Source organism: Clostridium sp. Marseille-QA1073, assembly GCF_054863625.1.
In genome coordinates, this window is the sequence record NZ_JBSVQM010000019.1 from 40,799 (window position 1) to 66,724 (window position 25,926).

Annotated in this window: 24 protein-coding genes; 20 read left to right on the forward strand and 4 right to left on the reverse strand. The window is 25.8% G+C overall.

Features of this window, described 5'->3' with window-relative positions:
- The first annotated feature begins 24 nt into the window (after positions 1–24).
- Both trmB and ACY1IQ_RS15585 read left to right on the forward strand, forming a co-directional pair.
- On the forward strand, positions 25–684 hold the full coding sequence (trmB, locus tag ACY1IQ_RS15580; protein ID WP_461614828.1) for a tRNA (guanosine(46)-N7)-methyltransferase TrmB: 660 nt from the start codon (positions 25–27) through the stop codon (positions 682–684).
- A gap of 246 nt (positions 685–930) precedes the next feature.
- On the forward strand, positions 931–1,248 hold the full coding sequence (locus tag ACY1IQ_RS15585) for a GNAT family N-acetyltransferase (RefSeq protein ID WP_461614868.1): 318 nt from the start codon (positions 931–933) through the stop codon (positions 1,246–1,248).
- 232 nt (positions 1,249–1,480) lie between these two features.
- Here ACY1IQ_RS15585 and ACY1IQ_RS15590 read toward each other — a convergent pair whose 3' ends face one another.
- Both ACY1IQ_RS15590 and ACY1IQ_RS15595 read right to left on the reverse strand, forming a co-directional pair.
- Entirely contained in the window at positions 1,481–2,272 is a 792-nt protein-coding gene (locus ACY1IQ_RS15590; RefSeq protein ID WP_461614829.1) for a metal ABC transporter permease, read from the reverse strand.
- Positions 2,273–2,281: 9 nt separating this feature from the next.
- Positions 2,282–2,935, reverse strand: coding sequence for a metal ABC transporter ATP-binding protein (locus ACY1IQ_RS15595; protein ID WP_461614830.1), 654 nt, complete (start codon positions 2,933–2,935; stop codon positions 2,282–2,284).
- Positions 2,936–3,371: 436 nt separating this feature from the next.
- On the opposite strand from ACY1IQ_RS15595, the gene ACY1IQ_RS15600 reads away from it, so the two are divergent.
- The 10 genes from ACY1IQ_RS15600 to ACY1IQ_RS15645 all read left to right on the forward strand — a co-directional run bounded on the left by ACY1IQ_RS15600 (position 3,372) and on the right by ACY1IQ_RS15645 (position 14,149).
- Positions 3,372–4,289, forward strand: coding sequence for a metal ABC transporter substrate-binding protein (locus ACY1IQ_RS15600; protein ID WP_461614831.1), 918 nt, complete (start codon positions 3,372–3,374; stop codon positions 4,287–4,289).
- Between the two features lie 473 nt (positions 4,290–4,762).
- Complete coding sequence (locus ACY1IQ_RS15605; RefSeq protein WP_461614832.1) at positions 4,763–5,377, forward strand: histidine phosphatase family protein; 615 nt, start codon at positions 4,763–4,765, stop codon at positions 5,375–5,377.
- Positions 5,378–5,387: 10 nt separating this feature from the next.
- A complete protein-coding gene (gene cobU, locus ACY1IQ_RS15610) occupies positions 5,388–5,945 on the forward strand; it encodes a bifunctional adenosylcobinamide kinase/adenosylcobinamide-phosphate guanylyltransferase (RefSeq protein ID WP_461614833.1) in 558 nt (185 codons plus the stop codon).
- Between the two features lie 72 nt (positions 5,946–6,017).
- On the forward strand, positions 6,018–6,767 hold the full coding sequence (gene cobS / locus ACY1IQ_RS15615) for an adenosylcobinamide-GDP ribazoletransferase (protein ID WP_461614834.1): 750 nt from the start codon (positions 6,018–6,020) through the stop codon (positions 6,765–6,767).
- Positions 6,768–6,779: 12 nt separating this feature from the next.
- On the forward strand, positions 6,780–6,998 hold the full coding sequence (locus tag ACY1IQ_RS15620; RefSeq protein WP_461614835.1) for a DUF1450 domain-containing protein: 219 nt from the start codon (positions 6,780–6,782) through the stop codon (positions 6,996–6,998).
- A 507-nt stretch (positions 6,999–7,505) separates the two neighbouring features.
- Positions 7,506–8,354: a DegV family protein gene (locus ACY1IQ_RS15625; protein ID WP_461614836.1), complete on the forward strand. Its 849-nt coding sequence runs from the start codon at positions 7,506–7,508 to the stop codon at positions 8,352–8,354.
- Positions 8,355–8,888: 534 nt separating this feature from the next.
- The gene (locus ACY1IQ_RS15630) at positions 8,889–9,737 is read left to right on the forward strand and encodes a DegV family protein (RefSeq protein ID WP_461614837.1); all 849 of its coding nucleotides are present in this window, start codon (positions 8,889–8,891) and stop codon (positions 9,735–9,737) included.
- 4 nt (positions 9,738–9,741) lie between these two features.
- Positions 9,742–10,188: a PadR family transcriptional regulator gene (locus ACY1IQ_RS15635; protein WP_461614838.1), complete on the forward strand. Its 447-nt coding sequence runs from the start codon at positions 9,742–9,744 to the stop codon at positions 10,186–10,188.
- Positions 10,189–10,367: 179 nt separating this feature from the next.
- Complete coding sequence (locus ACY1IQ_RS15640) at positions 10,368–12,116, forward strand: ABC transporter ATP-binding protein (RefSeq protein WP_461614839.1); 1,749 nt, start codon at positions 10,368–10,370, stop codon at positions 12,114–12,116.
- A gap of 2 nt (positions 12,117–12,118) precedes the next feature.
- Positions 12,119–14,149: an ABC transporter ATP-binding protein gene (locus tag ACY1IQ_RS15645; RefSeq protein WP_461614840.1), complete on the forward strand. Its 2,031-nt coding sequence runs from the start codon at positions 12,119–12,121 to the stop codon at positions 14,147–14,149.
- A 513-nt stretch (positions 14,150–14,662) separates the two neighbouring features.
- On the opposite strand, the gene ACY1IQ_RS15650 is transcribed toward ACY1IQ_RS15645, so the two are convergent.
- Both ACY1IQ_RS15650 and ACY1IQ_RS15655 read right to left on the reverse strand, forming a co-directional pair.
- On the reverse strand, positions 14,663–15,415 hold the full coding sequence (locus ACY1IQ_RS15650; protein WP_461614841.1) for a DUF4397 domain-containing protein: 753 nt from the start codon (positions 15,413–15,415) through the stop codon (positions 14,663–14,665).
- A 705-nt stretch (positions 15,416–16,120) separates the two neighbouring features.
- Positions 16,121–17,059 carry a magnesium transporter CorA family protein gene (locus ACY1IQ_RS15655; protein WP_461614842.1) on the reverse strand — a complete coding sequence of 313 codons (939 nt, stop codon included), beginning with the start codon at positions 17,057–17,059 and terminating at the stop codon, positions 16,121–16,123.
- A 147-nt stretch (positions 17,060–17,206) separates the two neighbouring features.
- Between ACY1IQ_RS15655 and ACY1IQ_RS15660 the strand changes: the two genes are divergently transcribed.
- The 8 genes from ACY1IQ_RS15660 (at position 17,207) to ACY1IQ_RS15695 (ending at position 25,551) form a co-directional block, all read left to right on the forward strand.
- The gene (locus tag ACY1IQ_RS15660; RefSeq protein WP_461614843.1) at positions 17,207–17,755 is read left to right on the forward strand and encodes a manganese efflux pump MntP; all 549 of its coding nucleotides are present in this window, start codon (positions 17,207–17,209) and stop codon (positions 17,753–17,755) included.
- Between the two features lie 542 nt (positions 17,756–18,297).
- Positions 18,298–19,755, forward strand: coding sequence for an aminoacyl-histidine dipeptidase (locus ACY1IQ_RS15665; RefSeq protein WP_461614869.1), 1,458 nt, complete (start codon positions 18,298–18,300; stop codon positions 19,753–19,755).
- Positions 19,756–20,126: 371 nt separating this feature from the next.
- A complete protein-coding gene (locus tag ACY1IQ_RS15670) occupies positions 20,127–20,549 on the forward strand; it encodes a Fur family transcriptional regulator (protein ID WP_461614844.1) in 423 nt (140 codons plus the stop codon).
- A 451-nt stretch (positions 20,550–21,000) separates the two neighbouring features.
- Positions 21,001–21,402: a DUF6762 family protein gene (locus ACY1IQ_RS15675; protein WP_461614845.1), complete on the forward strand. Its 402-nt coding sequence runs from the start codon at positions 21,001–21,003 to the stop codon at positions 21,400–21,402.
- A gap of 112 nt (positions 21,403–21,514) precedes the next feature.
- Positions 21,515–22,573 (forward strand): HD-GYP domain-containing protein, encoded by a 1,059-nt coding sequence (locus ACY1IQ_RS15680; RefSeq protein WP_461614846.1) that lies wholly within the window; start codon positions 21,515–21,517, stop codon positions 22,571–22,573.
- Between the two features lie 23 nt (positions 22,574–22,596).
- Positions 22,597–23,241: a rhomboid family intramembrane serine protease gene (locus tag ACY1IQ_RS15685; RefSeq protein ID WP_461614847.1), complete on the forward strand. Its 645-nt coding sequence runs from the start codon at positions 22,597–22,599 to the stop codon at positions 23,239–23,241.
- 513 nt (positions 23,242–23,754) lie between these two features.
- Positions 23,755–24,789, forward strand: coding sequence for a YkvA family protein (locus ACY1IQ_RS15690; protein ID WP_461614848.1), 1,035 nt, complete (start codon positions 23,755–23,757; stop codon positions 24,787–24,789).
- Between the two features lie 12 nt (positions 24,790–24,801).
- The gene (locus tag ACY1IQ_RS15695) at positions 24,802–25,551 is read left to right on the forward strand and encodes a ribonuclease H1 domain-containing protein (RefSeq protein ID WP_461614849.1); all 750 of its coding nucleotides are present in this window, start codon (positions 24,802–24,804) and stop codon (positions 25,549–25,551) included.
- Positions 25,552–25,926: the final 375 nt, after the last annotated feature.

The window sequence follows — 25,926 nt, forward strand, 5'->3', positions numbered from 1 at the left end:
TGTTATACATAAGGAGAGGAATATATGCGCTTAAGAAAAAAGCATTGGGCAAGACCAGAAATGCAGAGTAGTGAAGTAGTTGTTTTCAATCAATATGACCACAAAGGAAAGTGGAAAGAAGAATTTGAAAACAATAATGAAATACATTTAGAATTAGGTTGTGGTAGGGGAGGACATATTGCCAATAGAGCAAAAATGAATCCTAATATTAACTATGTGGGCATAGATTTAAAAGATGAAGTATTAGTTTATGCCTTAAGAAAAGTTAAAGAAGCTAGAGCTGATGAAAGCATACTAGATAAAGATATAAATGTTAGATTGATGCCTTTAAACATCATGTTAATAGATAATGTTTTTGATAAGGATGAAATAAGTAAAATCTATATTAATTTTTGTAATCCTTGGCCAAAGGAGAGACATAATAAAAGAAGATTAACTCATACTAAATTTTTAGCACAGTATAAGAAATTTCTTAAAAAAGGTGGAGAAATTTGGTTTAAAACTGATGATACAGAACTTTTTAAGGATTCCATAGATTACTTTAAAGAAAGTGGATTTGAAATAGAATATATGACCTATGACCTTCATAATAGTGATTTTAAGGACAATGTTGTAACAGAATATGAAGCAAAATTTACTGCTTTAGGCATGAAAACGATGTTTTTAACTGCAAGATTAAAATAATAAATAAGAACTACTATAAAATATATTTTATAGTAGTTCTTATTTATTATATAGATATACCAGCTATAAAATTAATATATATGTGAAAATAATTAGTATTTTTTAGTATTATAGTTCGAACTTTGAATTCACAATTATATAAGATAGAAGTTTTAATAATTTAGCAACACAATTATATAAAGCTATAAATTAAATTGGGAAGTAGTACAGTTCTATATATAGGCAAACTACGTTAAAACTTAATGTATATCTCTAAGGTATTTTAATTCACAAGATAAAGACGTAATGAAATTTTTAACTATTCCAGATAAATATCCGCCATTTGCAAAAGAGGAGACAGAAGAATGGATTAAACTTTGCGTGAGTCGTGAAAATAGATACTGTCAAAAAGTAATAATCACAGAAGAAGGAAAATATATTGGATGGACAGATTTAAAGAATTTTAACAGAGTGAATAAAAATGCTGAATTAGGTGTTGCTATAGGAGATAAAAACTTTTTAGGCAAAGGTTATGGAAGTTTAGCAATAAAAAGTATGTTACAAATAGAATTTAATGATTTTTAACTAGAAAAAATATGGTTAAGAGTAGATTATGATAATAGAAATCCTATAAAAAGCTACGAGAGATGTGGATTTATTAAGGAAGGTATAATGAGAAAAGATAGATTATGAAGGGGTAAGTACATTAATAGATATAGATTTAGTATTTTGAAGGAAGAATTTACTTTATAATTATATACTTTAGATTTAAAAGTATAGGAAATAAAAAAATATGTATTTCATAAGAAATACATATTTATTTTCTAAAGCTTTTAAATACTATAGTTATAACAAGAATGAATACAGAAATTAATGCTATTGTACCACCTGGAGCACAGTTTAAATAATATGAAGAAATTAGCCCTAAAATAATATCTATAAAGCCAAAAATTATTGAAAAAATCATAGTCTTTTTAAAACCTTTATTAAGCTGAAGAGCAGTTGCCACAGGAAGAGCTATCATTGAAGACATAACTAATATTCCCATAACTCTTATAGAAACAGAAATAGTAGCACCTACTAGTAATGCAAAAACATAGTTTATAAGTTTTACTCTAATGTTAGCTACTTTTGCACCTTCTTCATCAAAGGTTATATAGACTAATTTATTATATAGCTTATATAAAACTAAAATTGAAATAATACTTAATACTAGCATGATAAATAAATCATCCTTGGTTACAGTTAAAATACTTCCAAATAAAAATGAATTTATATTAGCATTAGTCTTTCCCATACTAACGAGAGTGATACCAATACCTATACTTAAGGTTAAAACTATAGGTAGGATTAGTTCTGCATATTTTCTGTAATAATTTCTTAATAGTTCAATCAACAATCCACATATACTAGTAAATATGAATGCACAAAGTATAGGGCTATATCCCGTAACTAGACCTATAGCCACTCCGGCAAAGGAACTATGAGCTAGGGTATCACCCATCATTGAATACCTTTTAAGTACTAAAAATACGCCAACTAAAGGGCATAAAATAGAAATAAATATAGCAGCTATAAAAGCATTTTGCATAAACTCGTATTGAAACATAGTAGCCTCCTAATTTAAATCAAAATTTTCTTTATACTCTTTAATGGTATATAACACACCATTACCATTATTCATAGAGTATATATGAGAAGAATTTTCTAACGCAATTTTTATATTATGTTCTATGGAAAGTATAGTAATGTTATGAGATTTATTTAAATGCTTGATTAGCCTATATAAGTCTGCTATGCTCTTTTCGTCTAAAGCTGTAGAAGGCTCATCTAATATTAATAAATCACATTGACCCATAATAGCTCTAGCAATGAAAATTTTTTGTTGTTGTCCTCCTGAGAGTCCCCCTATTAGAGAATTTTTATATTTTTCCATATTAACAGCTCTAAGTGACTCATCTATAACTTTTTTGTCAGCTATTTTAAGAGTTTTCCTATGTATATTTAAAACTTCATATACAGTTATAGGAAATTGCGAATTAAAACCATCTATTTTTTGGGGTACATATCCTATATTTTTTGAGTTAATTGATATAGCTCCTTTAATAGGTTTTAAAATATTAAGTATTAGTTTTACTATAGTGGTTTTACCACTACCATTTTCACCTATTATAGAAACATAGCTACCATCTTCTATATAAAGATTTAGATTATCTATCATATAAGGTTTAATATTATTATAAGAAAAACTCAAATTATTTATTTTTATCATATTTAATCTCCTTTTACTAAACTTAACTATGTACTTCTATAATCTTATCCATCTAATAACTTTTAATAACAATAAAAGGAAATTTGAATAAAAGACATTTTTATTGATAATAATTAGATAGCACTTAATATACAAGTTGATTGTAGACAAGTGAATATGATAAGTTTATATCTTAAAATATAAATAAGTTACAAATTTTTATAGATATAAGCTAAATGCTTAAAAATAGTTAGTTTAATAGAAATTTTTAAAGTATTTTTTATATATTTATCTTGTAATAATTTACATTATTAAAGATATATAATATAATAATAATGTAAATGCAAATAATTTGCAATAGAATATGTCTCTATATTTACAAGGCTTGTTAATTATACTATAATAAGCAAATGTGTGCAAATGCAAATCATTTTCGATTGAAAGGTGTGTTTTTATAGTGAAAAAATTTATTACTTACATATTGGTATTAATGTTCTCAGTGTCTTTAATAGGCTGCAATAATAAAGATAATAATATCAATACAGAAAAAAATGATAAAATAAAAGTAGTAGCTAGCTTTTATGCAATGGAGGAATTTGCTAAGGAAATAGGAAAAGAAAAGATAGATGTATATACTATTGTTCCAGATGGAGTGGAACCACATGATTTTGAACCTAAAGCAAAGGATTTAGAGAGTTTAGAAAAAGCAGATCTACTAGTTTTAAATGGATTAGATATGGAACATTGGAAAGATGACGTTCTAAAAGTTATAAAGAATACTAAGTTAAAAATTGTAGATACATCTAAAGATGGAGATTTTATTAAAATTGAAGAAAGAGATCATAAAGAAGAAGAGCATGAACACGGTGCTTACGACCCTCATTTATGGCTTAGTTTAAATATGGCAAAATTCCAAGCTAATAATATAAAAAATGCACTGATAGAAGTAGATAGTGATAATAAGGATTATTATGAAAAAAATTATAATGAATTTGCCAAAGAACTTGATAATCTGTACAATGATTATAAGAGTAAATTTCAACAAATTTCAAATAAAAATTTTGTTACTGGTCATGAAACTTTTGGATATCTATGCAGAGACTTTGGGTTAAATCAATATAGCATTGAGGGAGTATTTGCAGAAGGAGAACCGTCTCCTAAACAGCTTAAAGAATTAACTGATTTATGTAAAGAGAAAAATATAACTACAGTTTTCGTTGAAAATTTAGTTAGTCCTCAAATATCAGAAACACTAGCTCGTGAAGTGAATGGAAAAACTGAAAAAATATATACACTTCATAGTAGTGAAGATGGACTAAGCTATATAGAAGCTATGAAGTATAATTTAGAAACTATATATAATAGTATGAAATAATCATTAATATAAATATAGTATCAATTATAATTTTACATCAAAAAATCGTGGCACTGTCACGATTTTTTAATAATAAATTATAGTTTTTCACCGTAATGTTGTTTTTTATATGAAAAAAGTAATATAAAGTATGTATAGATAAACTACCTTAAAAATTAATGCATAGCTGAATATAGCTACACCTTTAAATATTTTAATTTACAACTTTAATCAATGGAGAGTTGAAAATGGTCAATTGACAATTATAGTGAAAATTAATTTTGCAAATTAATTTCTTCAAATAGATTATTCAATAAAAGTGATTGTGCCACTTTAAAAAGAAATGAATTCAAAACTTCTCTTATAAAAGAGAAGTATCAATAATTCTCAATTATATAAGGTAGAAATTCAAATAATTAACAACATAATAATATAAGTATATAGATTAAATTTAAAGGTAATACATCTATATAAGTACATGTAGGGGTGTTTATATGAACATATATTTAGTGAGACATGGTGAAACTATTCAAAATAAAAATAAAGTATTTTATGGTACAATAGATGAAGGGTTAACGGAAAAAGGAGTAATTGAATCAAAAAAATTAAATACCTTTTTTAAAGAAATTGACTTAGATGTGGTTTATTTAAGTAATAAAAAAAGAACCTATGAGACTTCTAAGATAATACTAGGTGAAAAATTTAAAAGATTAGAAAAAAATAATAAAATAATTATAGATAAAAGAATAAATGAAACTAACTTTGGAGAGTTTGAAGGGAAAAGTTATGAAGAACTTTTAAAATGCTATCCTGAGGAATGTGATATATGGGAAAAAGATTGGAAGGGTTTTGTACCTCCTAATGGAGAGAGCTATATAGAGTTATACAATAGAGCATCTAATTTTTTAAAAGATATATTAAGCTTAACCTGTGAAAATGTGCTAGTTGTAACTCATAGTGGAGTAATAAGGGCCATATACTCTTATATTATGAATGAAAATATGGATTTATTTTGGAAATTTTCTTCAAGGAATGGAGATGTTTCAATTGTAAAATACGAATATGAAAATTTATTCTTAGATGGAATAATTCATAATAAATTTTTATAAGGAAAGTAGGGTGTATCAAATGAGTAGAGTAATATTAGTTACAGGAGGTAGTAGAAGTGGTAAAAGTAGTTATGCAGAAAGTATTTTTGATAAGAGAGATGATGTATTATATATAGCTACAGCTATAGTAACAGATAATGAAATGAAAAATAGAATAGACAAACATAAAAAAGGACGAAATCAAAAGTGGAGGACTTATGAGGGATATAGAGATTTACATAAAGCTATAGAAAATATAGAGGAACCAAATATATTATTAGATTGTGTAACAATAATGGTAACTAATTTATTATTTGATAAAGAATTAGATTTTGATAATATAACCATGAAAGAAGTAGATAGAATACAAGACAATATTAAAAAAGAATTTGAAAAACTTATTTTAATGGCTAAAGAAAAAAATAAGGTTTTAGTTATGGTTACTAATGAAGTAGGAAGTGGATTAGTACCTGAATATAAATTGAGTAGAATTTATAGAGATATAGCAGGATTTACTAATCAATTTATAGCAAAACTTTCTGATGAAGTTTATTTTGTAACCTGTGGATTACCATTAAAATTAAAATAAGACATTTGAAATAAAATAGACTAGTATATTGACTAGTTATTTTTTTGAAGATGCTTAAGTTAGGAGTAAGTTATGAAAAAATATATAAATGATTTTTTATTATATATTCAATTTTTTACTAGAATACCTGTTAACCTTCAATTAGATTGTAGTAATGAAAATTTTAGAAGAGGAGCCATGTTTTTTCCAATAATAGGCTTTATAGTAGGAGGGATTCAATATTTAGTATATTTATTATTAAATAAATATCTACCTTCTAGTATAACAGCCATTTTTGTAGTATTAACATTTGTGCTGCTTACAGGAGCATTACACTTAGATGGTTTAGGTGATGTTTGTGATGGCTTTTTTGCTTTCAAAGGTGGCAAGGAAAAAATTATTGATATAATGAAAGATAGTAGAATAGGAGTATATTCTTGTGTAGCTATAATTTTGGATTTATTATTTAAGTATAATTTAATAAAATTAGCAATAGATTCATATGTACCTAAAATAATAATTGTGGCACCTATCATAGCAAGATTTTCAGTGGTGTTATTAGCTACAATAGGGAAAAATGCTAAATCTACAGGTACAGGTAATATATTTATTGGAAATATAGAAACTATAAATATAGTAGTGACAGCTGTAATATGTTTATTATTGCAATTTATATTTATTAGTCTTAAAGATATAGTAATTTTAACTTTTACTGCAATTATTATAACTTTATTATTTAATAAACTTTGTGAGCATAAAATAAATGGATTAACAGGAGACACTTTAGGGGCAATAAATGAGTTAGTTGAAATATTAACTTTAACTATATTTTTCATTATTTAGAGGAGAATAAAAATGGGAGAAAATAAAATAAGTTTTTGTGCTTACAATGAAGGGCATGAAAGAGTAATGGAAAAAATAAAAAAAGATTTTCCTGAACATAAGACTACATTAAATAAATGTATAGGTGCTTGTGATAAATGTGGAGGAAAATTAATTACCAGAGTTAATGGAAAACTTATAGAAGCGGACAGTGAAGAAGAGCTTTACAAAAGTATAAAAAAAGAAATTTAAAAATGATTTTAAGAGATTGGTTAATAGTCAATTCCCAATTTCATATTAATGTAAATTTAAATAATTTAATAGTATAATTATATGAATTCATAGATTAAATTTAAAAGTAGCATATTATAATAATTAATATATTAGTGTTCTTTTTAGATCCACTATAATAGATTAAAATATAATATTTATAAAAAATTATATATTTAACTTTAATATTTTAATTAAAGTATGGACATTTACTAAAATTTATTATAAAATTTCCTTTAAACAGGTAAATTATTATATTTAATTCAAGTGTTAAAATAAAGGCTTTAGTAATTTAAGTATTACTGAAGCTTTTATTTTTTAGTAGATTTTTTAACAATTATTATTAATAATTGTTAACTTTAGATTAAATTTTCTAATTAATTTGTTAATTTTAAAATATTTATCTTTTTTGACATATATCACTATTGATATAACTATCAATAGTGATATATAATGTATTACGACTTTAAGTTTAAGGAGTGATTGATATTGGAAAAAATTGCAATAATAACAGATAGCTCGAGTGATTTATCAAAAGAATTTGTAGAAAAGTATAATATAAATATACTTCCCTTTAGAATTATATATAAGGACAGAGAATTTAGTGATGGAGTAGATATAACAACAAAGGAAATATGTGAAAATCTACATAAAGAAATACCAACATCTTCTTTACCATCAATGAAAGATATGGAAGATACATTTAAAAAACTGGAAAGCGAAAACTATACTCATGCTATTATAATCACATTATCTAGTCAATTATCAGGACTTTATAATGCTGTTAAACTTGCAAGTGAAAATCATCCAACTATAAAAAGCTATGTCTTTGATTCAAAGATAATTTCTTATGCACATGGAGCAATAGCTATGGAATGTGCAGAAATGATAAAAAGTGGGTCAAGCTTTGATGAAATAGTTGCTAAGTTACCAGAAATGAGGAAGAAAGCAAATGGCTTTTATATAGTTGGTACATTAGAGTATTTAAAAAAGGGTGGAAGAATAGGAAAAGTTGCTGGAACAATAGCAGAGCTTTTACATATAAAACCGATAATATCAGTTGATGATCATGGGCATTACTATACTCGGGATAAAGTAAGAGGTAGAAAGCAATCTATTAGTAGAATGTTATCAATTGGAAATGAATTATTAGATAAAAATAAGCAAAATATATACATTATACATGGTGAAGCAGAAGAAGAAGCTAGAAAGCTTTTAGCTGAATATGAGAAACATCCTAATATAAATAGAGCTTATTTTGGTGGATATGTAAGTGCAGTATCTGGAGTACATAGTGGACCGGGATTTATAGCGGTAGTGTTTTATGAAGCACAATAAATTATAGTATATACATATAGAAATTTAAAGATATTTAACTGTAAAATGCCTAATAAAAATTTTAAATATAAAAAATAATAAAATTAGTTTATTAAATAAATTCAATTAAAAAGTTATGATTATAAAAGTGTGATTTTAAATATACTTAATAGTTTAAGTGGATATAAACAACAATTAATTACTTTCGTAAATTTTGAAATCACAGTTCTTTCACCTGTATTTGCTAATATGTATTCATAGGAAAAAAGAATAGCTTAAATGCATTTTAATGCATTTAAGCTATTTTCACTGTTATTTAGAAGTAGTATATCTATATAGAAATTGAATATTATTTAAAAAATTATTAAAGATAATAGTAATTATATCTCATTAGCATAATAAGGTAGTTTGCGGACGAATATAGAGTACCTTATTTTTTATAAAAAATTATTTTAGATTTAATATTATATATCACTATTGATAATACTATCAGTAGTGATATATAATATTATTAAGTAATAATAAATGGAATTTTAGTTTTTAGGAGTGATATATTTGGAAAAAATAGCATTAATTACAGATAGTACTTCAGATTTAAATAAAGAAATGATAGATAAATATAATATAATAGTTCTACCTTTTAGAATTATCTTTAAAGATAGAGAATTTAAAGATGGAATAGAAATAACACCTCAAGAAATATATAAATCATTTGAAAAGGAGGTTCCTACTTCGTCATTGCCTTCAATGAAAGATATGGAGGAAGTTTTTGAAAAACTAGAAAGAGAGGGATATACTCATGCTATTGCAGTAACTTTATCTAGTAAATTATCAGGAATATATAATGCATTGAAGCTGGTGAGTGAAGAGTATCCTTCTATAAAGACTCATGTATTTGATTCAAAACTTATATCTTATGGAGAGTCAGTTATTATTTTAGAGGCGGCTAAAATGATAGAAAAAGGTATGAGCTTTGATGAAGTAGTTAAAAAGTTACCGGAAATAAAGAAAAGAGCGCATGCCTTCTTTGTAGTTGGAACTTTAGAATATTTAAAAAAAGGTGGAAGAATAGGAAAAGTTGCAGGAACTATTGCAGAACTTTTAAATATAAAGCCTATTATTCATGTAGATGAAGAGGGATCTTATGCAACATATGATAAGGTTAGGGGACGAAAACAATCTATTAATAGAATGATTGCTATAGGCAATGAGATGCTAGATGAAAAGAAATGTGATATTTACGTAATTCACGGAGAAGCAGAAGAAGAAGCTAGAAGGATTATAGAGGAGATATCTAGACATCCCAATGCAAACAGTGTTAATTTCGGTGGATATATAAGTCCTGTATCTGGAGTTCATAGTGGCCCAGGCTTTTTAGGTGTACTTTTCTATGAGGTGGAATAATTAAATGGCTAATTCTTTTCCCGATATTAAGGCAGAAGAAAAGCGATTATATGAAGAATATAAGAAAAAATTAAATGAACTTCGTAAAGTACAAAATGAAAATGAAGCGGTAGGTCAAGTATTTACGAAGGGGCTTCTGCCGATATATGTTATGTATATATTAAGTTTAGGTCCAACAAATGGCAATGATATTTCTCATCAAATTGGAGAGAAAACTAATGGATTATGGCTTCCAAGCACAGGAGGTATATATCCACTATTAAAAAAATTAGAAAAGGAAAAGTATGTTGAAGGACATTGGGATGATTCTAAAAAGAAAATGCAGAAAATTTACAAGTTAACCAAAGAAGGAGAAATTGAATTTAAGAATAAAAGAGAACTTCTTAGAGGTAAAATTGAAGAGGCATTAGAAGTTTTTAAAATAATATATAGTGATTTATATTCTGATTAAAAATCCATGATTTTCATGGATTTTTTACTTTAAATTATTTGAATATTGTGAAAAATTCGAGGCTCGAAATAAATTATTGAAAACTATAAAAAAATATTATAGCATAATATTATGGGGTTTATAGAAAATTCTAAATTTTAAAACAATATTTAGATATTTAATTGAAAGGGGGCAAATTAATGAGAAAGCTAAAGTCACTACTGAAATATACAATGAAATACAAAAAAAGATATTTTATAGGTATTCTTTTTTTAATTGTAGTGGATATTGTTCAGCTTATTCCACCTAAGATTTTAGGAGGGCTAACAGACAGTCTAGCACAAGGAAATGCTACTACTAGTACAATTACTAAAGCAATTCTCTATATGATGATAATAGCTGTGACTATGTCTATAGGTCGTTTTATGTGGAGAATTTATATTAATGGCACGTCTAGAATGATAGAGTATGATATTAGGAGTAAGTTTTTTAAGCATTTACAGAAGCTTTCAACAAATTTTTATAATGAAAATAAGACAGGGGATCTAATGGCACTAGCCACCAATGACTTAAATGCTATAAGAATGGCTTTGGGACAAGGTGTTATAATGTTTTTTGATGCTTTAGTACTAACTATAGCTACTTTATTTATAATGTTAAGTATAAATGTAAAATTAACTTTATTAGCACTGCTTCCATTACCTTTTGTTGCACTTATATCACGAAAATTTGGTAAAAAAATACACGGGAAATTTATGAGAGTTCAAAAATGCTTTTCAAAGCTCACTGATTTAGTTCAAGAAAACTTCTCGGGAATTAGAATTATTAAGTCTTTTGTACAAGAAGAAAAAGAATTTGAAAGATTTGCTAAGGAAAATCAAAATAATTTTGAAGCAAATATGGATTTTATACGAATATGGGGTGTGTTTTCTCCACTGATAGAACTTATTTCTTCATTAAGTTTTGTGGTATTAGTTGCAGTAGGAGGAGTATTTGTTATTCTCGGGGATATATCCTTAGGTGAATTTGTAGCCTTTAATATGTATTTAGGAAATTTAGTATGGCCAATGATGGCAGTTGGATGGGTAATAAATGTACTTCAAAGAGGGTTTGCATCCTTAGAAAGAGTTGAGGAAATATTAAATCAAAAACCTGAAATTATTGATAAATATGTTCATAAAGTTGAGTCAATTAAAGGAGATATAATAATTAAAGATTTGACTTTTACTTATCCTAAAGCTACTCATCCTGCACTTAAGAATATAAGTGTTAATATAAAGGAAGGAGAAACATTAGGAATTGTAGGACGTACAGGAAGTAGTAAAAGTACATTAGTTCATCTTTTATTGAGGCTTTATAATATACCTAATGGAAAAATATTTATTGCAGGCAAAGACATAAATAGAATTCAGTTAAATACTTTAAGACATAATATAGGTTTTGTATCTCAAGATCCATTTTTATTTTCTACCACTATTGCAGAAAATGTGAATTTGGCATTTGATGAGTTAGATATGAATAAGGTTTATGAAGCTACTAAAAATGCAGATATATATGAGAATATTATAGATTTTCCAGAACAATTTAAAACAATGGTAGGAGAAAGAGGCGTCACTTTATCAGGAGGACAAAAACAACGTATTTCTATTTCTAGGGCACTAATTAAAAATCCTGAACTTTTAATATTAGACGATTGTCTGTCAGCAGTTGATGCTAAAACTGAGGCAAAAATATTAGAGAATCTTAATGAGATAATGAAAAATAAAACATCTATAATAATTTCTCATAGAATTTCAGCAGTTAAAGAAGCAGATCAAATTATTGTATTAGATGAAGGTGAAATTGTACAAAGAGGTAAGCACGATGAACTTAAAAATCAAGAAGGTATTTATAAGGATATTTATGAAAAGCAACAAATTGAGCAAGCAATTATGGCGGAGGAGGTATAAGTATGGAAAATTTTAATTTAGAAGAAGAAAGCTTGATGAAACAATATGATTCAAAGCTCATGAAAAGACTCCTTAAATTTGCAAAGCCATACAAACTTCATATATTAGGTGTTATAGTAATAATGTTTATAGTAACTTGCTTAGATTTATTAAGACCATATATTATTAAAACTGCTATAGATAATGACATAAATCCAGATAAATCATGCTATATAATTACAGAAAAAGCAGTAAATAATAGTATAAAATTAAAAGATGGTTTTTATGTAGTTAATAATGATTCTTTAGAAGGTAGAAGAGCTTCCTTAGTATACAATGATAAAAAAGTCTATGTAATAGATGGAGAGATAAAGGAAAATGGTCCATATACCATAGATGGAGAAAGATTAATACAAGGAGAAAATACTTATTCAGCCTATAAGATTTCTAAGAAAGAAGTTAAAATTTTACGAAGTGGCAATCTTTCATCTGTAGGTAGAAAGGCTATATATATATTAGTTATTTCAATATTAATATTTATATTAAATTATATTCAAATCTTCATATTGCAATATACAGGTCAAAAAATTGTATATAATATAAGAGATACTGTGTTTAGACATGTAGAAGGATTATCACTATCATTTTTTGATAAAAATCCTGTAGGGAGATTAGTTACAAGGGTTACTAATGATGTAGAAACTTTAAATGAAATGTATACTTCAGTATTAGTATATTTATTTAAAGATTTTTTCTTAATTACAGGAATAATAATTGCTATGTTTTTGTTAGATGTAAAGTTGGCATTAATAACAATAGTTACATTGCCATTAATTATATTAGTATCATATATATTTAAAAAATATGATAGAGAGGCCTATAGAAAGGTTAGATCTAGACTTTCAAGAATAAACTCATCTTTAGCTGAAAATATAAATGGGATGAAAATAGTTCAAATTTATAGTAAAGAAGATAAAAAGTATAAGGAATTCGATAATATAAATACTTCTTATTCTGAAGCTGCAATGGAGCAGATTAAAGTATTTGCTATATTCAGACCAGTTATGGACTTTATATATCAAATAGCATTAGCTATATTAATTTGGGCAGGAGGAAAAGCAGTGCTTAATACTGACATTCATATAGGAGTACTATATGCTTTTGTCAGCTATATTCAACAATTCTTTCAACCAATTTTTGACCTTTCTGAGAAATTTGATATTATGCAGTCTGCTATGGCATCATCTGAAAGAATATTTATGCTTTTAGATACTGATACTACAATTAAAAATCCTGAAAATCCAGTAGAAATACAGAGATTTAAAGGAGAAATAGAATTTAAGAACGTTTGGTTTGCCTATAATAATGAAGATTGGGTGCTTAGAGATGTAAGTTTTAAAATAAATATAGGAGAAACTATTGCCTTTGTAGGTGCTACTGGGGCAGGAAAAACATCAATAATAAGCTTAATAAGTCGATTATATGATATTCAAAAAGGTGAAATATTAATTGATGGTGTAAATATAAAAACTATGAGAAAAGAAGATTTGAGAAGAAATTTAGCAACAGTATTACAGGATGTATTCTTATTTACTGGTGACATTAAGAGTAATGTTAGATTAAATAATGATAATATCAGTGATGAAGAAGTTATAAGAGCATGTGAATATGTTAATGCTAATATATTTATAGAAAAACTTCCAGAAAAATATGATGCTCCTGTAAATGAAAGAGGTTCTACTTTTTCTCAAGGAGAACGTCAACTGGTTGCTTTTGCTAGAGCATTAGCTTTTGATCCACCTATATTAGTTTTGGATGAGGCAACTGCAAATATAGATACAGAAACAGAAAGTTTGATTCAAGATGCATTAGGAAAATTGACAGAAGGAAGAACAACTATAATTGTTGCTCATAGACTTTCAACTATTAAAAATGCAGATAAGATTATAGTGCTTCATAAAGGAAAAATCAGAGAAGTTGGAAAGCATGAAGAGCTTCTTGTAAAAGGAGGTTTATATAGCAATTTATATAAGCTTCAATATGCACAGCATTAATCCATTTGAAGTTGAATGTTAAGCTAAAATAATATTATATAAATATAGGGTTTCTTGACCAAAATTTAACTTATGCATGATTTTAATTCTCACAACAAAAATTCTCGTTTATGTATTAAAAATTAGGAATTAAGGATGAATAATTATGGTTAAAACTTCACGGCTAAAGCTTTTGGAGTTTTCTTAAAATAAATTTTACTTTAAGAAATTCATCTTTAGTGAATTTTTTCCTGAATTCTTCATTCTTTATTATTAATCCTTAATTTCTAAGGATTTAAGCTATTTTTATAGAAAATTTATTTTTCTAGAGTATATATTAAATTTTTCGCATTGTATCCCTATAGATATGGTAAGATGAAATTAATTAATATGTATTTTAAATAATAAAAAATGGCTAGCAATTTTTGCTAGCCCATCTAATTATAAATAAGTTTTATGGGGGAAACATTCAAACTGCAATTTACAGCTTGAAAGATACTTGCAAAATTCATTTAAATAAATTACATATTTAAATTAATGCTTTAAATATGTAAGACCATCTAGCGGTATTAATACTTGCGGTGCAGGTTCGTCTCCTACAAGTCCTATAGCATAAATAGTATAAAATCTATCACCACGAAGTCTTATATTAGGTATATATAATATATTTGTAGTACTATTTGGATATGTTATTTCAAAAGTATATATTCCAGGTGTCATTTCAATATAATCTGTTATATCTTTATACATTACATTTCCAAATAATATATTTCCTACAGGAATAGTTACATCCACTGGCGGACCATTTGGAATTAAATGAACAAATCTAATTTTTGCTTTGTTTATATTATTTACTCCATTATATTTTTCTTCTATAGGATATAATTCAAAACTTTCAGGAAAATCTCCAATAGCCGCTACAGTAAAAATTGTGTTTCCAGGAATAGTTAGATTATTATTATATAATAAATTTTTACCGTTGGTAGATCTATAAATTTTTATATTATATGTTCCAGGCATTAATTTAACATAATCAGTAAATTCTCTATAGTTAAAATTTCTCACTAGAAGCTTATCATTTACATATACATCTACAATAGGTGCATTAGGTGATGCATGAAGTAATCTAACATAGGTAATCATACTACCCATATTATTCATACTATTCATGTTGGTCATGTTATTCATATTGCTTATATTACTCATATTATTCATGTTATCCATGTTATTCATATTACTCATATTATCCATATCACTTCTGGTATTTATATTTCTATGATAATACATATTCAACCTCTTTATTTAGTATTTCTAAAATTAGTATATGGGTGATTTGGAATTTGGTGATATTATTTCTAAAAAATATAATAATAATTTTATATTTTATAAGATTTTCTAATTATTTATTGGTAGTTTTACTAAAAAGATTATTAAAAATTTAGTTAAATGTTTTTATACGGAGAATTAAATTTAATGCCTAATACAATTGTAGTACCAGAGAATTAATATTATAAAACTTATTCGGAGATTATTATGTACTATATAATGTTTAGAATTTAAGATTATGGTATAATTATGTTATTATTAACAAGTAAATAGTTTATAATATAATAACAAATTTTAAAATTATCTTATAAATATAGAACTAAAAAACTAGGATATATCAATTATTTAATAAAAAGGCTGCTAAAATATAATTTTTAATAATATGATTATAGTTTAAATATAGACTTTATAAAATGGAGATTACGATGATTGATTTGATAGATTTTTTCTAAAAATAGCAATTATATTTTCAATAATTATGTCGATAGGTATGATTTTAAGTACTAATGAGTATACTTTTATATCATTATTGATATCATTAATATTAATAATATTATCTACTTTAAAAAAAAGAAGAGATAAACATTGAATAATTTAATGAATATTTAATATGATATTACATTGAAAATATAAAATTAAAAAAAGCTCTACCTAAATGGCACAGCTTTAAAACATATCTTTTTTATTCAGTATTATAGCTACTACTATTGTAATAGCCATAATAATTGCTCCTACAATTAAGAAACCACTACCATTTTCACCAAAAGGTACACCGCCTACATTCATTCCAAACATTCCAGAAATTAGTGTAGGAATAGACAATACTATGGTAACTGAGGTTAAATACTTCATAACCATATTTTGATTGTTAGAAATTATAGATGCAAAAGCATCCATAGTACCACTTAAAACATCACTATATATATTACACATTTCAATTGCCTGTCTAGTTTCTACGATTACATCTTCTAGCACATCTTTATCTTCCTCATACTTTTGAACCATTTCTAGTTTTAGTAATTTTTCTAATGTAATTTCATTAGATTTTAGTGAGGTTGAAAAATACACTAAAGATTTTTGAAGTGCCAATAATTGAATTAATTCTCTATTTCTCATAGACTTGTAAAGGCTTTTTTCAACTAATATACTTTTTTTATTTATTTGTCTTAAGTATAGTAAAAAATAACTTGCCACTCTAAATAATATTTGAAGCATAAATCTAGAACGTTTAAAGGAATAAAAAGAAGAAATTTTGCCTTTAATAAAATCAGAAATAATTTTACTATTTTTAAGACAAACAGTAATTATATTATTTTCAGTGTGAATTATGGCTAATGGATATGTATCGTAGGTTAGTGAATTATCATCTATATCTGTAAATGGTATATCTACAATTACTAAGGTACAGTTTTCCTCTATTTCAATACGGGAACGCTCTTCTTCATCTAAGGCTGATTTTATAAAATCTAAGGGAATGTTAAGTTTTTGAGACACTAATAATGATTCTTCCTCGGAAGGAGAAACCATATTAATCCAACTACCATTTTCAATTGAATCAATATTTTCAACTTCGCCTTCTAAATTACTTTTATAAATTGAAATCAAGTTATCACCTCATTTTTGTAAAGCCATAAGAAAATTATATACTTTTATTGAATTATTGACAATAAGATAGCAATAAATCATAATATTAGTATTGTAGTAAATATATATAAGTATACAAGCTTTTATTAATATTATTTGGAGGCTAAGATGAACATTAGTCAAGTTATGTGGATTGCAATAGCAGTGTCCTTAGATGCTTCTGGAGTAGCATTATGTATAGGGTTAAATGAAAAAGCTACAATAAAAAATAAGATGTTTTTTTCTCTTTCTTTTGGATGCTTTCAGTTTTTACTATCCTTTTTGGGTGGATTTTCTGGAAAGCTTTTTTCAGAAAATATAGCATCAGTACCTTCTATTATAGGAGGAATGATAATAGCTGTAGTAGGGGTAATGATGATAAAGGAAGGAATGGAGAATGAAGGACAGTGTCCATTACTAAATATTAAAATGTATTTTTTATTAGGCATATCTGTAAGTATAGACGCAATGGTTGTAGGATTTGCAACTTTACATGGAACAGACGTTACTAAACTGCTTATGTATACATTAATAATAGGATTAGTAACATTAGTTATGTGTACAATAGCTTTTATAATTTCTAAACGTTTGAGTAAAATAGAACTAATTAGTAAGTATGCAGATTATATAGGTGGAATAATATTAATTTTATTTGGACTAAAAATGATGTTTTTATAGTTAACCTTTGAAAAAATTAAGCTTCCATTTTGAAACGTCCAAAATACGTCAAAAATTTATTTTTAAATTAAGAAAAGCGACATAATTACTATGGACTATTTTATTTAATACTTTCTTAAGATCTTAAGAAAGTATTAAATACATAAATAGAGAAGAAAAATAGCATATATTTTTCTTTTTATTTTTATTAAAATAGATTATAGTACTTAATTAAGTATTTATGTTATTATAGAAATATTGTAATTTATAGATTAATATAATCTATTTTACATAATAAAAGCTGATTTATTGGCAAAATTAAATATATACTTTAAAGTATTATTTATAGTATATTAAAGTATAAGAAGTGTTAAGATTTAGCGTTATAGTATAAAAGAATTAGTAATATAATTTGGTTAACTTTTATAGAATCAAATTTTTAGGAGAAAATTTATATTAATAGTTTTATAACTATAAATATTTTCTCTAAATTACATTTTATCATAATGTAATTATTTATTTGCCCAAAAATGATGTTTTTCTAAGAAAGGATGAATGTAATGATTAACAAATTAAAACACCTTAACTCATATGAAGCTTTTAAATATTTTAAAGCTATGAATGAAATACCTAGAGGTTCAGGAAATGAGAAAGCTATAAGTGATTGGCTAGTGAATTTTGCAAAAGAGAGAAACTTAGAAGTTATTCAAGATGAGGCATTAAATATAATAATTAAGAAACCAGGCACTAAAGGTTATGAGAACGCTAAAACAATAATACTTCAAGGACATATGGATATGGTTTGTGAAAAAAATATATCTAAAATTCATAATTTTGAAAAGGATCCTATAGCTTTCATAGTAGATGGAGACAATTTAAGAGCAGATGGTACTACTTTAGGGGCGGATAACGGCATTGCAGTTGCCTTTGGTCTTTCAATATTAGCTTCAAAAGATATACCGCATCCACCAATAGAGTTAGTAGTAACCACAGAGGAAGAAACCGGTATGGGTGGAGCAATGAACTTAGATCCATCCCATTTAAAAGGAAGAATATTAATAAATATAGATTCAGAAGAAGAAGGAACTTTTCTTGTAAGCTGCTCTGGAGGAGTTAGAGTAAGTATTAACGTACCAGTGACTTATGAGGATGTAGAAGAAGGATATGTAGGTTTAAATATATCTATAAGAGGATTAAAGGGCGGACACTCAGGAATGGAAATTAACAAAGAAAGAGGAAACTCTAATAAGTTAATGGGACGTTTTTTAATGGATTTAAACTCTGTAGTAGATTTTAAATTAGTTTCTATTAATGGTGGTTCTAAGATGAATGCTATACCTAGAGAAGCAGATGCATTAATATTTGCTAATTCAGAAGATAGTATTAAAGTTAAAGAAAAAATCAAAGAGTGGAATAAAATATTTAAAAATGAGTTCCAAGGTATAGATGATGATTTAGAATTAACTTTTGAACAATATAGCAAAGTGGTAGAGAAAACCTTTGATGATGAATCTACATCTAAAGTTCTAAGAATGTTATTCTTACTATCTAATGGAGTTCAAACCATGAGCATGTCTATAAAGGACTTGGTACAAAGTTCAACAAATTTAGGAGTTGTTACTACAGAAAATAATGAAGTGATATTGGAAAGTGCTGTAAGAAGTTCTGTTAAATCTCTAAAAAAGGCAATATGTGATGAGATGATTGTTTTAACAGATATTTTAGGAGCATCAATTGAGTTTCAATCAGATTACCCAGAGTGGCAATATAATCCAATATCAGAAATAAGAGATATATTTGAAAAAATTTATAAAAATATGTTTGGAAGAGATGCAAAAATATCTGCAATACATGCAGGCCTTGAATGTGGATTATTAAGTGATAAATTTGATGGTAAAATAGATCAAATATCCTTTGGACCTAATATATATGATGTTCATACTCCAGATGAGCATATTAGCATTTCTTCAACAGAAAGAATGTATAATTTCCTATTGGAAGTATTAAAAGAGATAAAATAGTTAAATCTATATTTTTGTTGAATTTAAAAATTAGATTTTTATCTTAATTTTTTGAGAAGGCTGTGAATATTATCATAGCCTTTTCTATATAAAAATTTTATACAGAAAATTATATAGAAAAATAAGATGACTCTGTTAATTAGAGATAATATTTATTTAATATTGAGGAAAATAATTTACTATTGTATACTAATAAGTAATAAGGTATCTTAATAAGGAAATGTGATAGATATATTTTTATAATACAATAAAATATGATTTGTTTATTTAGAGGCTATGAGTAGAATTTAATAGCTTCATGTAATAAAAAATAATTTATTGTGCTAATTAACTATTTTAAAAGATGCCTAAAATATATTAGGGTGATATCATTGGAAATTAATCAATATCTTAAAGAAAAACAATTAAAAATTACAAGAGCGCGTACAAGTATTTTAACCATTTTAAGCAAAAGTGATGAGGCGTTAACTGCTAGCGAAATATGGGATAGACTTAATCAAAATAACATAATTGTAGACTTATCTACTGTTTATAGAACTTTAGAAGTTTTAGTAGATAAAAAAATTTTAGAGAAATTTAATATTGATGATGATAAGTATAACTATAGATTTAAAGATAAAGGACATAAACATAACATAGAATGTGATATATGTCATAAAATAATTGAAATTGACTGTCCTATGCCTCAAGTGGAGGAATATATAAAGCTTAAAACAGGAGTTACTTTAATTGATAGTTGTATTAGTATAAATAAAGGCATATGTAGTGATTGTGTAAATAACAATAAAAAATAAGAATGTGGATAGTACTCCGCTACTTTCCACATTCCTTTTTTATTTCTTTTAAGTACAAGAGTACAATTAATAGTTTTATATGGAGCTTTATCTATAGAACCTACTAAGTGGACAATTGCCACATTAGAATCAGAATAGTTAATTTGAAAGCTTTCTAATTTATTTAGTTTATATTTATTAAAAACTCCACTAGTGCTATATTTTTTTATAGCATAATTTATATCTTTGCATCTATATTGAGTATATTTATATTTTGCTAAAGAAAAAAATATTATTATAGATAGAATTAAAATAAAATATAAGGTTATCCTATTTTTTATACTAAATTTAGATTTTGAATTAACTTTTCCTTTGTAATTATAACCTATAATAATCACCTCTCGTTAGTTAACTATAATAATATAATATTAAAAAATAAGATAAATATGTCTAATAAGAAAGGAAGATAAATATGAATTTTTCATCATTAGTACTTATGGAAAGAGAAAAAGGTACCAATTATTTAATAAAAGAACTAGGAAGTTATGAGGTAAGTGATGGAGCAGAGTATGTTACAAAATTATTTTATGATGGAGATTTAATTAATTTATATTTCGATACGAAAGAAGATGTAGAAGAGTGGCAATATACTGCTATATATGATTTATTTGATGAGGAATCTTTTGAAAGAGAAGGTTTTCAGATTGAATCATATGATGATGAGTATAATCCTACATGGATAATAAGATTTCAATACGATGATGAACATAATGTTATTAAAGAAAAACTAAATAAAGCTTGTAATTTAATAAAAGAAAAAATGGAAAAAGTTTTAGAAGATATCAAAGACAAAAAAAGCGAGTATTTAGATTAAAACTTACTACCAATTATCAATTGCTTGTAAATCTGTATAAAAAAACTACGATAATGGTAATATAACTAAAAACAAATATTTTTTAGTAAATTTTAAACAAATAGGGGGAAACATGCGTTTAGATTTTATTGGAAATGTAAAAGAAAATGAAGTTCTAGGCAAAACAGTTTTTGATAATGATGGTAGGATATTACTAAGAGCAGGAATTAAATTGACATCCCAATACATAAATAAATTAACTCAATTAGGTGCTTATTATATATACATAGAAGATGATAGATTAGGAGATATAGAAGCAGATGATCCTAAGTTTAACATGTTAAAACAAGATACTATGAAGTGCTTAAATGAGGTAATTAAAAATGTAGGAGTAATAAATAAAAGTAATACTAAGGATTGTTTGGTAAGAGTAAATGAATTAATTGAATATATTTTAGAATTAGGTGATGTAAATAAAAGTTTACTTGATATAAAAACTCACAATAACTACACTTTACTTCATAGTGTAGATACAGGTATAATGGCAACCTTTATGGGAATAGCATTAGGTCTTAAGAAACAAGAACTAAATGATCTTGCTGTTGGTGGAATCTTACATGATATTGGTAAAGTGAAAATTTCTCCTTCAATAATAGATAAAAAGGGACCATTGAGTCTTGAAGAATTTGAAGAGATGAAAAAGCATCCTATATATGGTAAAGAAATTTTAATAAAAAATTTTAATATTTCTCGAGCTTCTATTAAAGCTATAGAACAACATCATGAAAAAGTAGATGGGAAAGGATATCCTTATGGACTTAAGGATAAACAAATATCAAACTATGCTAAAGTAGTATGTGTTTGCGATGTATATGATGCAGTAAGTAATAATAGAAGTTATAGAAAAAAATTTTTACCTAATGAAGCCTATGAACTTATATTGGCTGGATCAGGAACTAACTTTGATAAAAAAATTGTGAGTTTATTTAGAAGAGTATTTTCTGTTTATCCCCTAGGTTGTTGTGTAAAACTTTCTAATGATATAGAAGGATATGTTATAAGACAAAATGAAAATTTCCCAGATAGACCGGTTATTAGGGTACTTTATGATCATGAATCAAAATTACCTATAAGATTCTATGAAATTAATTTATTAGAACATAGAAATTTAATTATTAAATCATTAGTATAGCTTAGATTTTTGGAGTGATAAATTTGAATTCAAAAGAAAAGAATTTAATTAATATAATTAAAAAAGGTCCAACATTAACTTATATGCTCATCACTATTAATGTATTAGTATATTTAATTGTTGGATTTGTATCATTTTATTATTATAACGGAAGCATAATAGAAATAGACAATAGAGCGTTAGTTATGTTAGGTGCAATGGTTAATATCTTGGTAGAAGAAGGACAATATTACAGATTATTTACATGTGCATTTTTACATAGTTCAATAATACATTTAGCCTTAAATATGTATGCACTTAATTCTTTAGGTACTATACTAGAAAAAATATTAAGTAAAGGAAAACTTTTAATCATATACATTTTATCCGCTATATTAGCCTCTTATGGAAGTTATTTATCTACCAGATCTATTTACAGAGTATCTATTTCTGTAGGGGCATCAGGTGCTATTTTTGGTTTGTTGGGGGCATTATTAGTAATTGCTTTTCTTAACAGAAAGGTTATTGGAAAAGCGTTGCTTAGGAGTGTAACAGAAGTAGTTATAATTAACATAATTATTGGATTTTTAATACCTAATATAGATAATGTAGCTCATGTTTCAGGATTGATAGTAGGAATTATAATTACCTATATTATACTTAGATATCCTCACTTTAAACAAAAGTAGTCTTAAAAGTTAATAATAAAGAGCTATTTAAGTAATATTAGATGGCTTTTTTAGGTAAAAAGTTAATTGCAAAAATTGACTTTTCATGTATACTTATTTTAGGGAAAGAATGCAAAGATTAAATTTGTGAAAGATTTCTATAATTTTATTTTAAATAAAGTTTTATTATAATATAACTAGATATAGATAAACTACCTTAAAAATTAATGTATAGCTGAATATAGCTATACCTTTAAATATTTCAATTTGCAGCTTTAATCAGTGGAGAATTGAGAATTATGGTGGAAGTTAGTTTTAATAAAACTAATTTCTTTAATAGATTTTTTAATAAAAGTGGCTGTGCCACGTAAAAAAATAAATTGAAAATTTCTCTTATAAAAGAAAAGTATCAATAATTATCCATTGTCAAGAGTCAATTCTCAATTTCATATTATTGTATGAATTCATAGATTAAATTTAAAAGTGATACATCGATATTTAGGGTGTTTGTATAGATATAGTGGGGGGATATAATTGAATATATCAGAATTAAAAGTGATTTTAACAGAAAAAGATTTATTAAGTATTATAAATGATGTACTAAAGAATTATGTAAATTTACCACAATTAAAAATAAATAAATTATTGATAGAGGATTATTTATGTATTCAAGGAAGTTATAATTATGGTATCAATATACCTTTTGATGCGAAAGTATCCATTGAAAAAGTAGAGGATAACAGACTTTATATTGTACTTCAATCAATAAACATTAAGAAAATAAAAATATTTAATAGAGTAAAAAATTTTATTTTAAAGACATCTTTAAAAAAATTTAAAGATGTAGGGATAACAGTGAATAGTAATACACTCTGTATCAATTTTTATGAGCTTTGTACAATTATTCCTATAGTTAATTTTAAATTAAAAGAAGTGACCGTTATTCCATTTGGACTTGAGGTAAAATTTTATGATCTAAATGTGGATTTACAAAAGAATTCAGAAGAAAAAACTGATGTACTAGCAGAAGAAAAGCTAGAAGCAATTGAAGCTGAAGAAGTTGATTCTTCACAATTAAATACAAATAGTATAACTTCAATAAAAACTAATGAGAAAAATTGCAGCAGTTATTCTCAGGTGAGAGCCTCTATGGTAAATAGTGTACCTCATAAATATAGAGATTATTCACAATATGTATTATTGTTGCCAGATATAATAGCATTACTTGTTAGAGTTTTTAAAGATGAACGGGTTACAAAGGAAACTAAAAGATATTTAGGAGTGGCTTTAGGTTATTTGTTTTCTCCTATAGATGTAATACCAGATTTTATTCCACTTATAGGTAAAATTGATGATTTAGCAGTAGTATTCTTTGTATTTCAAAAGCTATTATGTGATATACCTACAGAAATTATCGTTGATAACTATGAGGGAAATGAAGATATAATATTAATACTCAAAGAGGGAATAACTTTATTTGCAGATAGATTTGGAACAAGAAATATTAAAAATATAATTGATATATTATCCCTATCAGTAAAAAAAGGAATTAATTTTTTTTCTAAATAAAGGAGAGAAACTATGGCTAAAAAAATATATGCAATCAAATATGGTTTTGATTTTAAGAATAATAGGGAAATAAGAAATATTATGGTTAACACTTGGGCGGAATGTTTAGCATTAGTCAAAGGAGTAAAAGGAGCTCAGTATAAAAGTTTTGAAAATCTTAATGAAGCAAAAGAATATTTAAGTGAAGAAAAAAAGTTATTAAAAAAGGGTGTTGATAGCTACCCTATGGATTGTATCCATATATATGTAGATGGAAGTTACAATCTTCAAAGCGAAAAATTTTCTTATGGTATGGTTGTAGTAAGAGATGATGTAATAGAATATATGGAAAATGGTGAGGCAGAGGATAATTCACAAAAGCAGCTAAGGCAAATAGCAGGAGAGTTAATGGGAGCTATAAAGGCAGTAGAATATGCAAAATTAATAGGAGAAAGAAAATTAGTAATATTTCATGATTATGAAGGTATATATCATCATGCTATAGGTACTTGGGAGAGAAAGGATAGCTCTTCAAAAGAGTATTATAACAAGATTAATAGCTATATAAATAAAGATAATATGGAAGTTATTTTTGTTAAGACAGATAGCCATAGTGGAGATATATATAATGAAATAACAGATAGTTATGCTAAGACAGCAATAAGAGTACCTTTAACAGATGCTGTTGATAAGTATTTATTAACAAATACAGTGAAAGTTAAAGATGATATTGTTAAAGAAAATCTACTCTCTATAATAAAAGAAAAAATTACGATAAAGTAATATGTTTAGGGGAAAATCTTATACTAAGAGAGAAGAAAAGCCTAGATGAAGTTCTTGAAGAAATTAAATTTTTAAAGCGTGATAATGAACTATTATCTTACATAAAAGGTTTGGACGGGAACATTAAGAATGATTTGATACTTAAATTTATTAAAGAAATAAATTAAAATTTAAAAAGCATTAAAGAATATAATTAATAATTATAAAAGACAATCTCTATAGGATGATTGTCTTTTAATTTATAATAAATTTCTACTATGCTTTTATATTTTACTTTAAGGAGATTTTGAAAATTGAATTATTTTATGAAAGCTATTTATGAGCTGTTTAACAGTAGAAATATTATACTATTTTATTCTAGCAAATATTGAGATA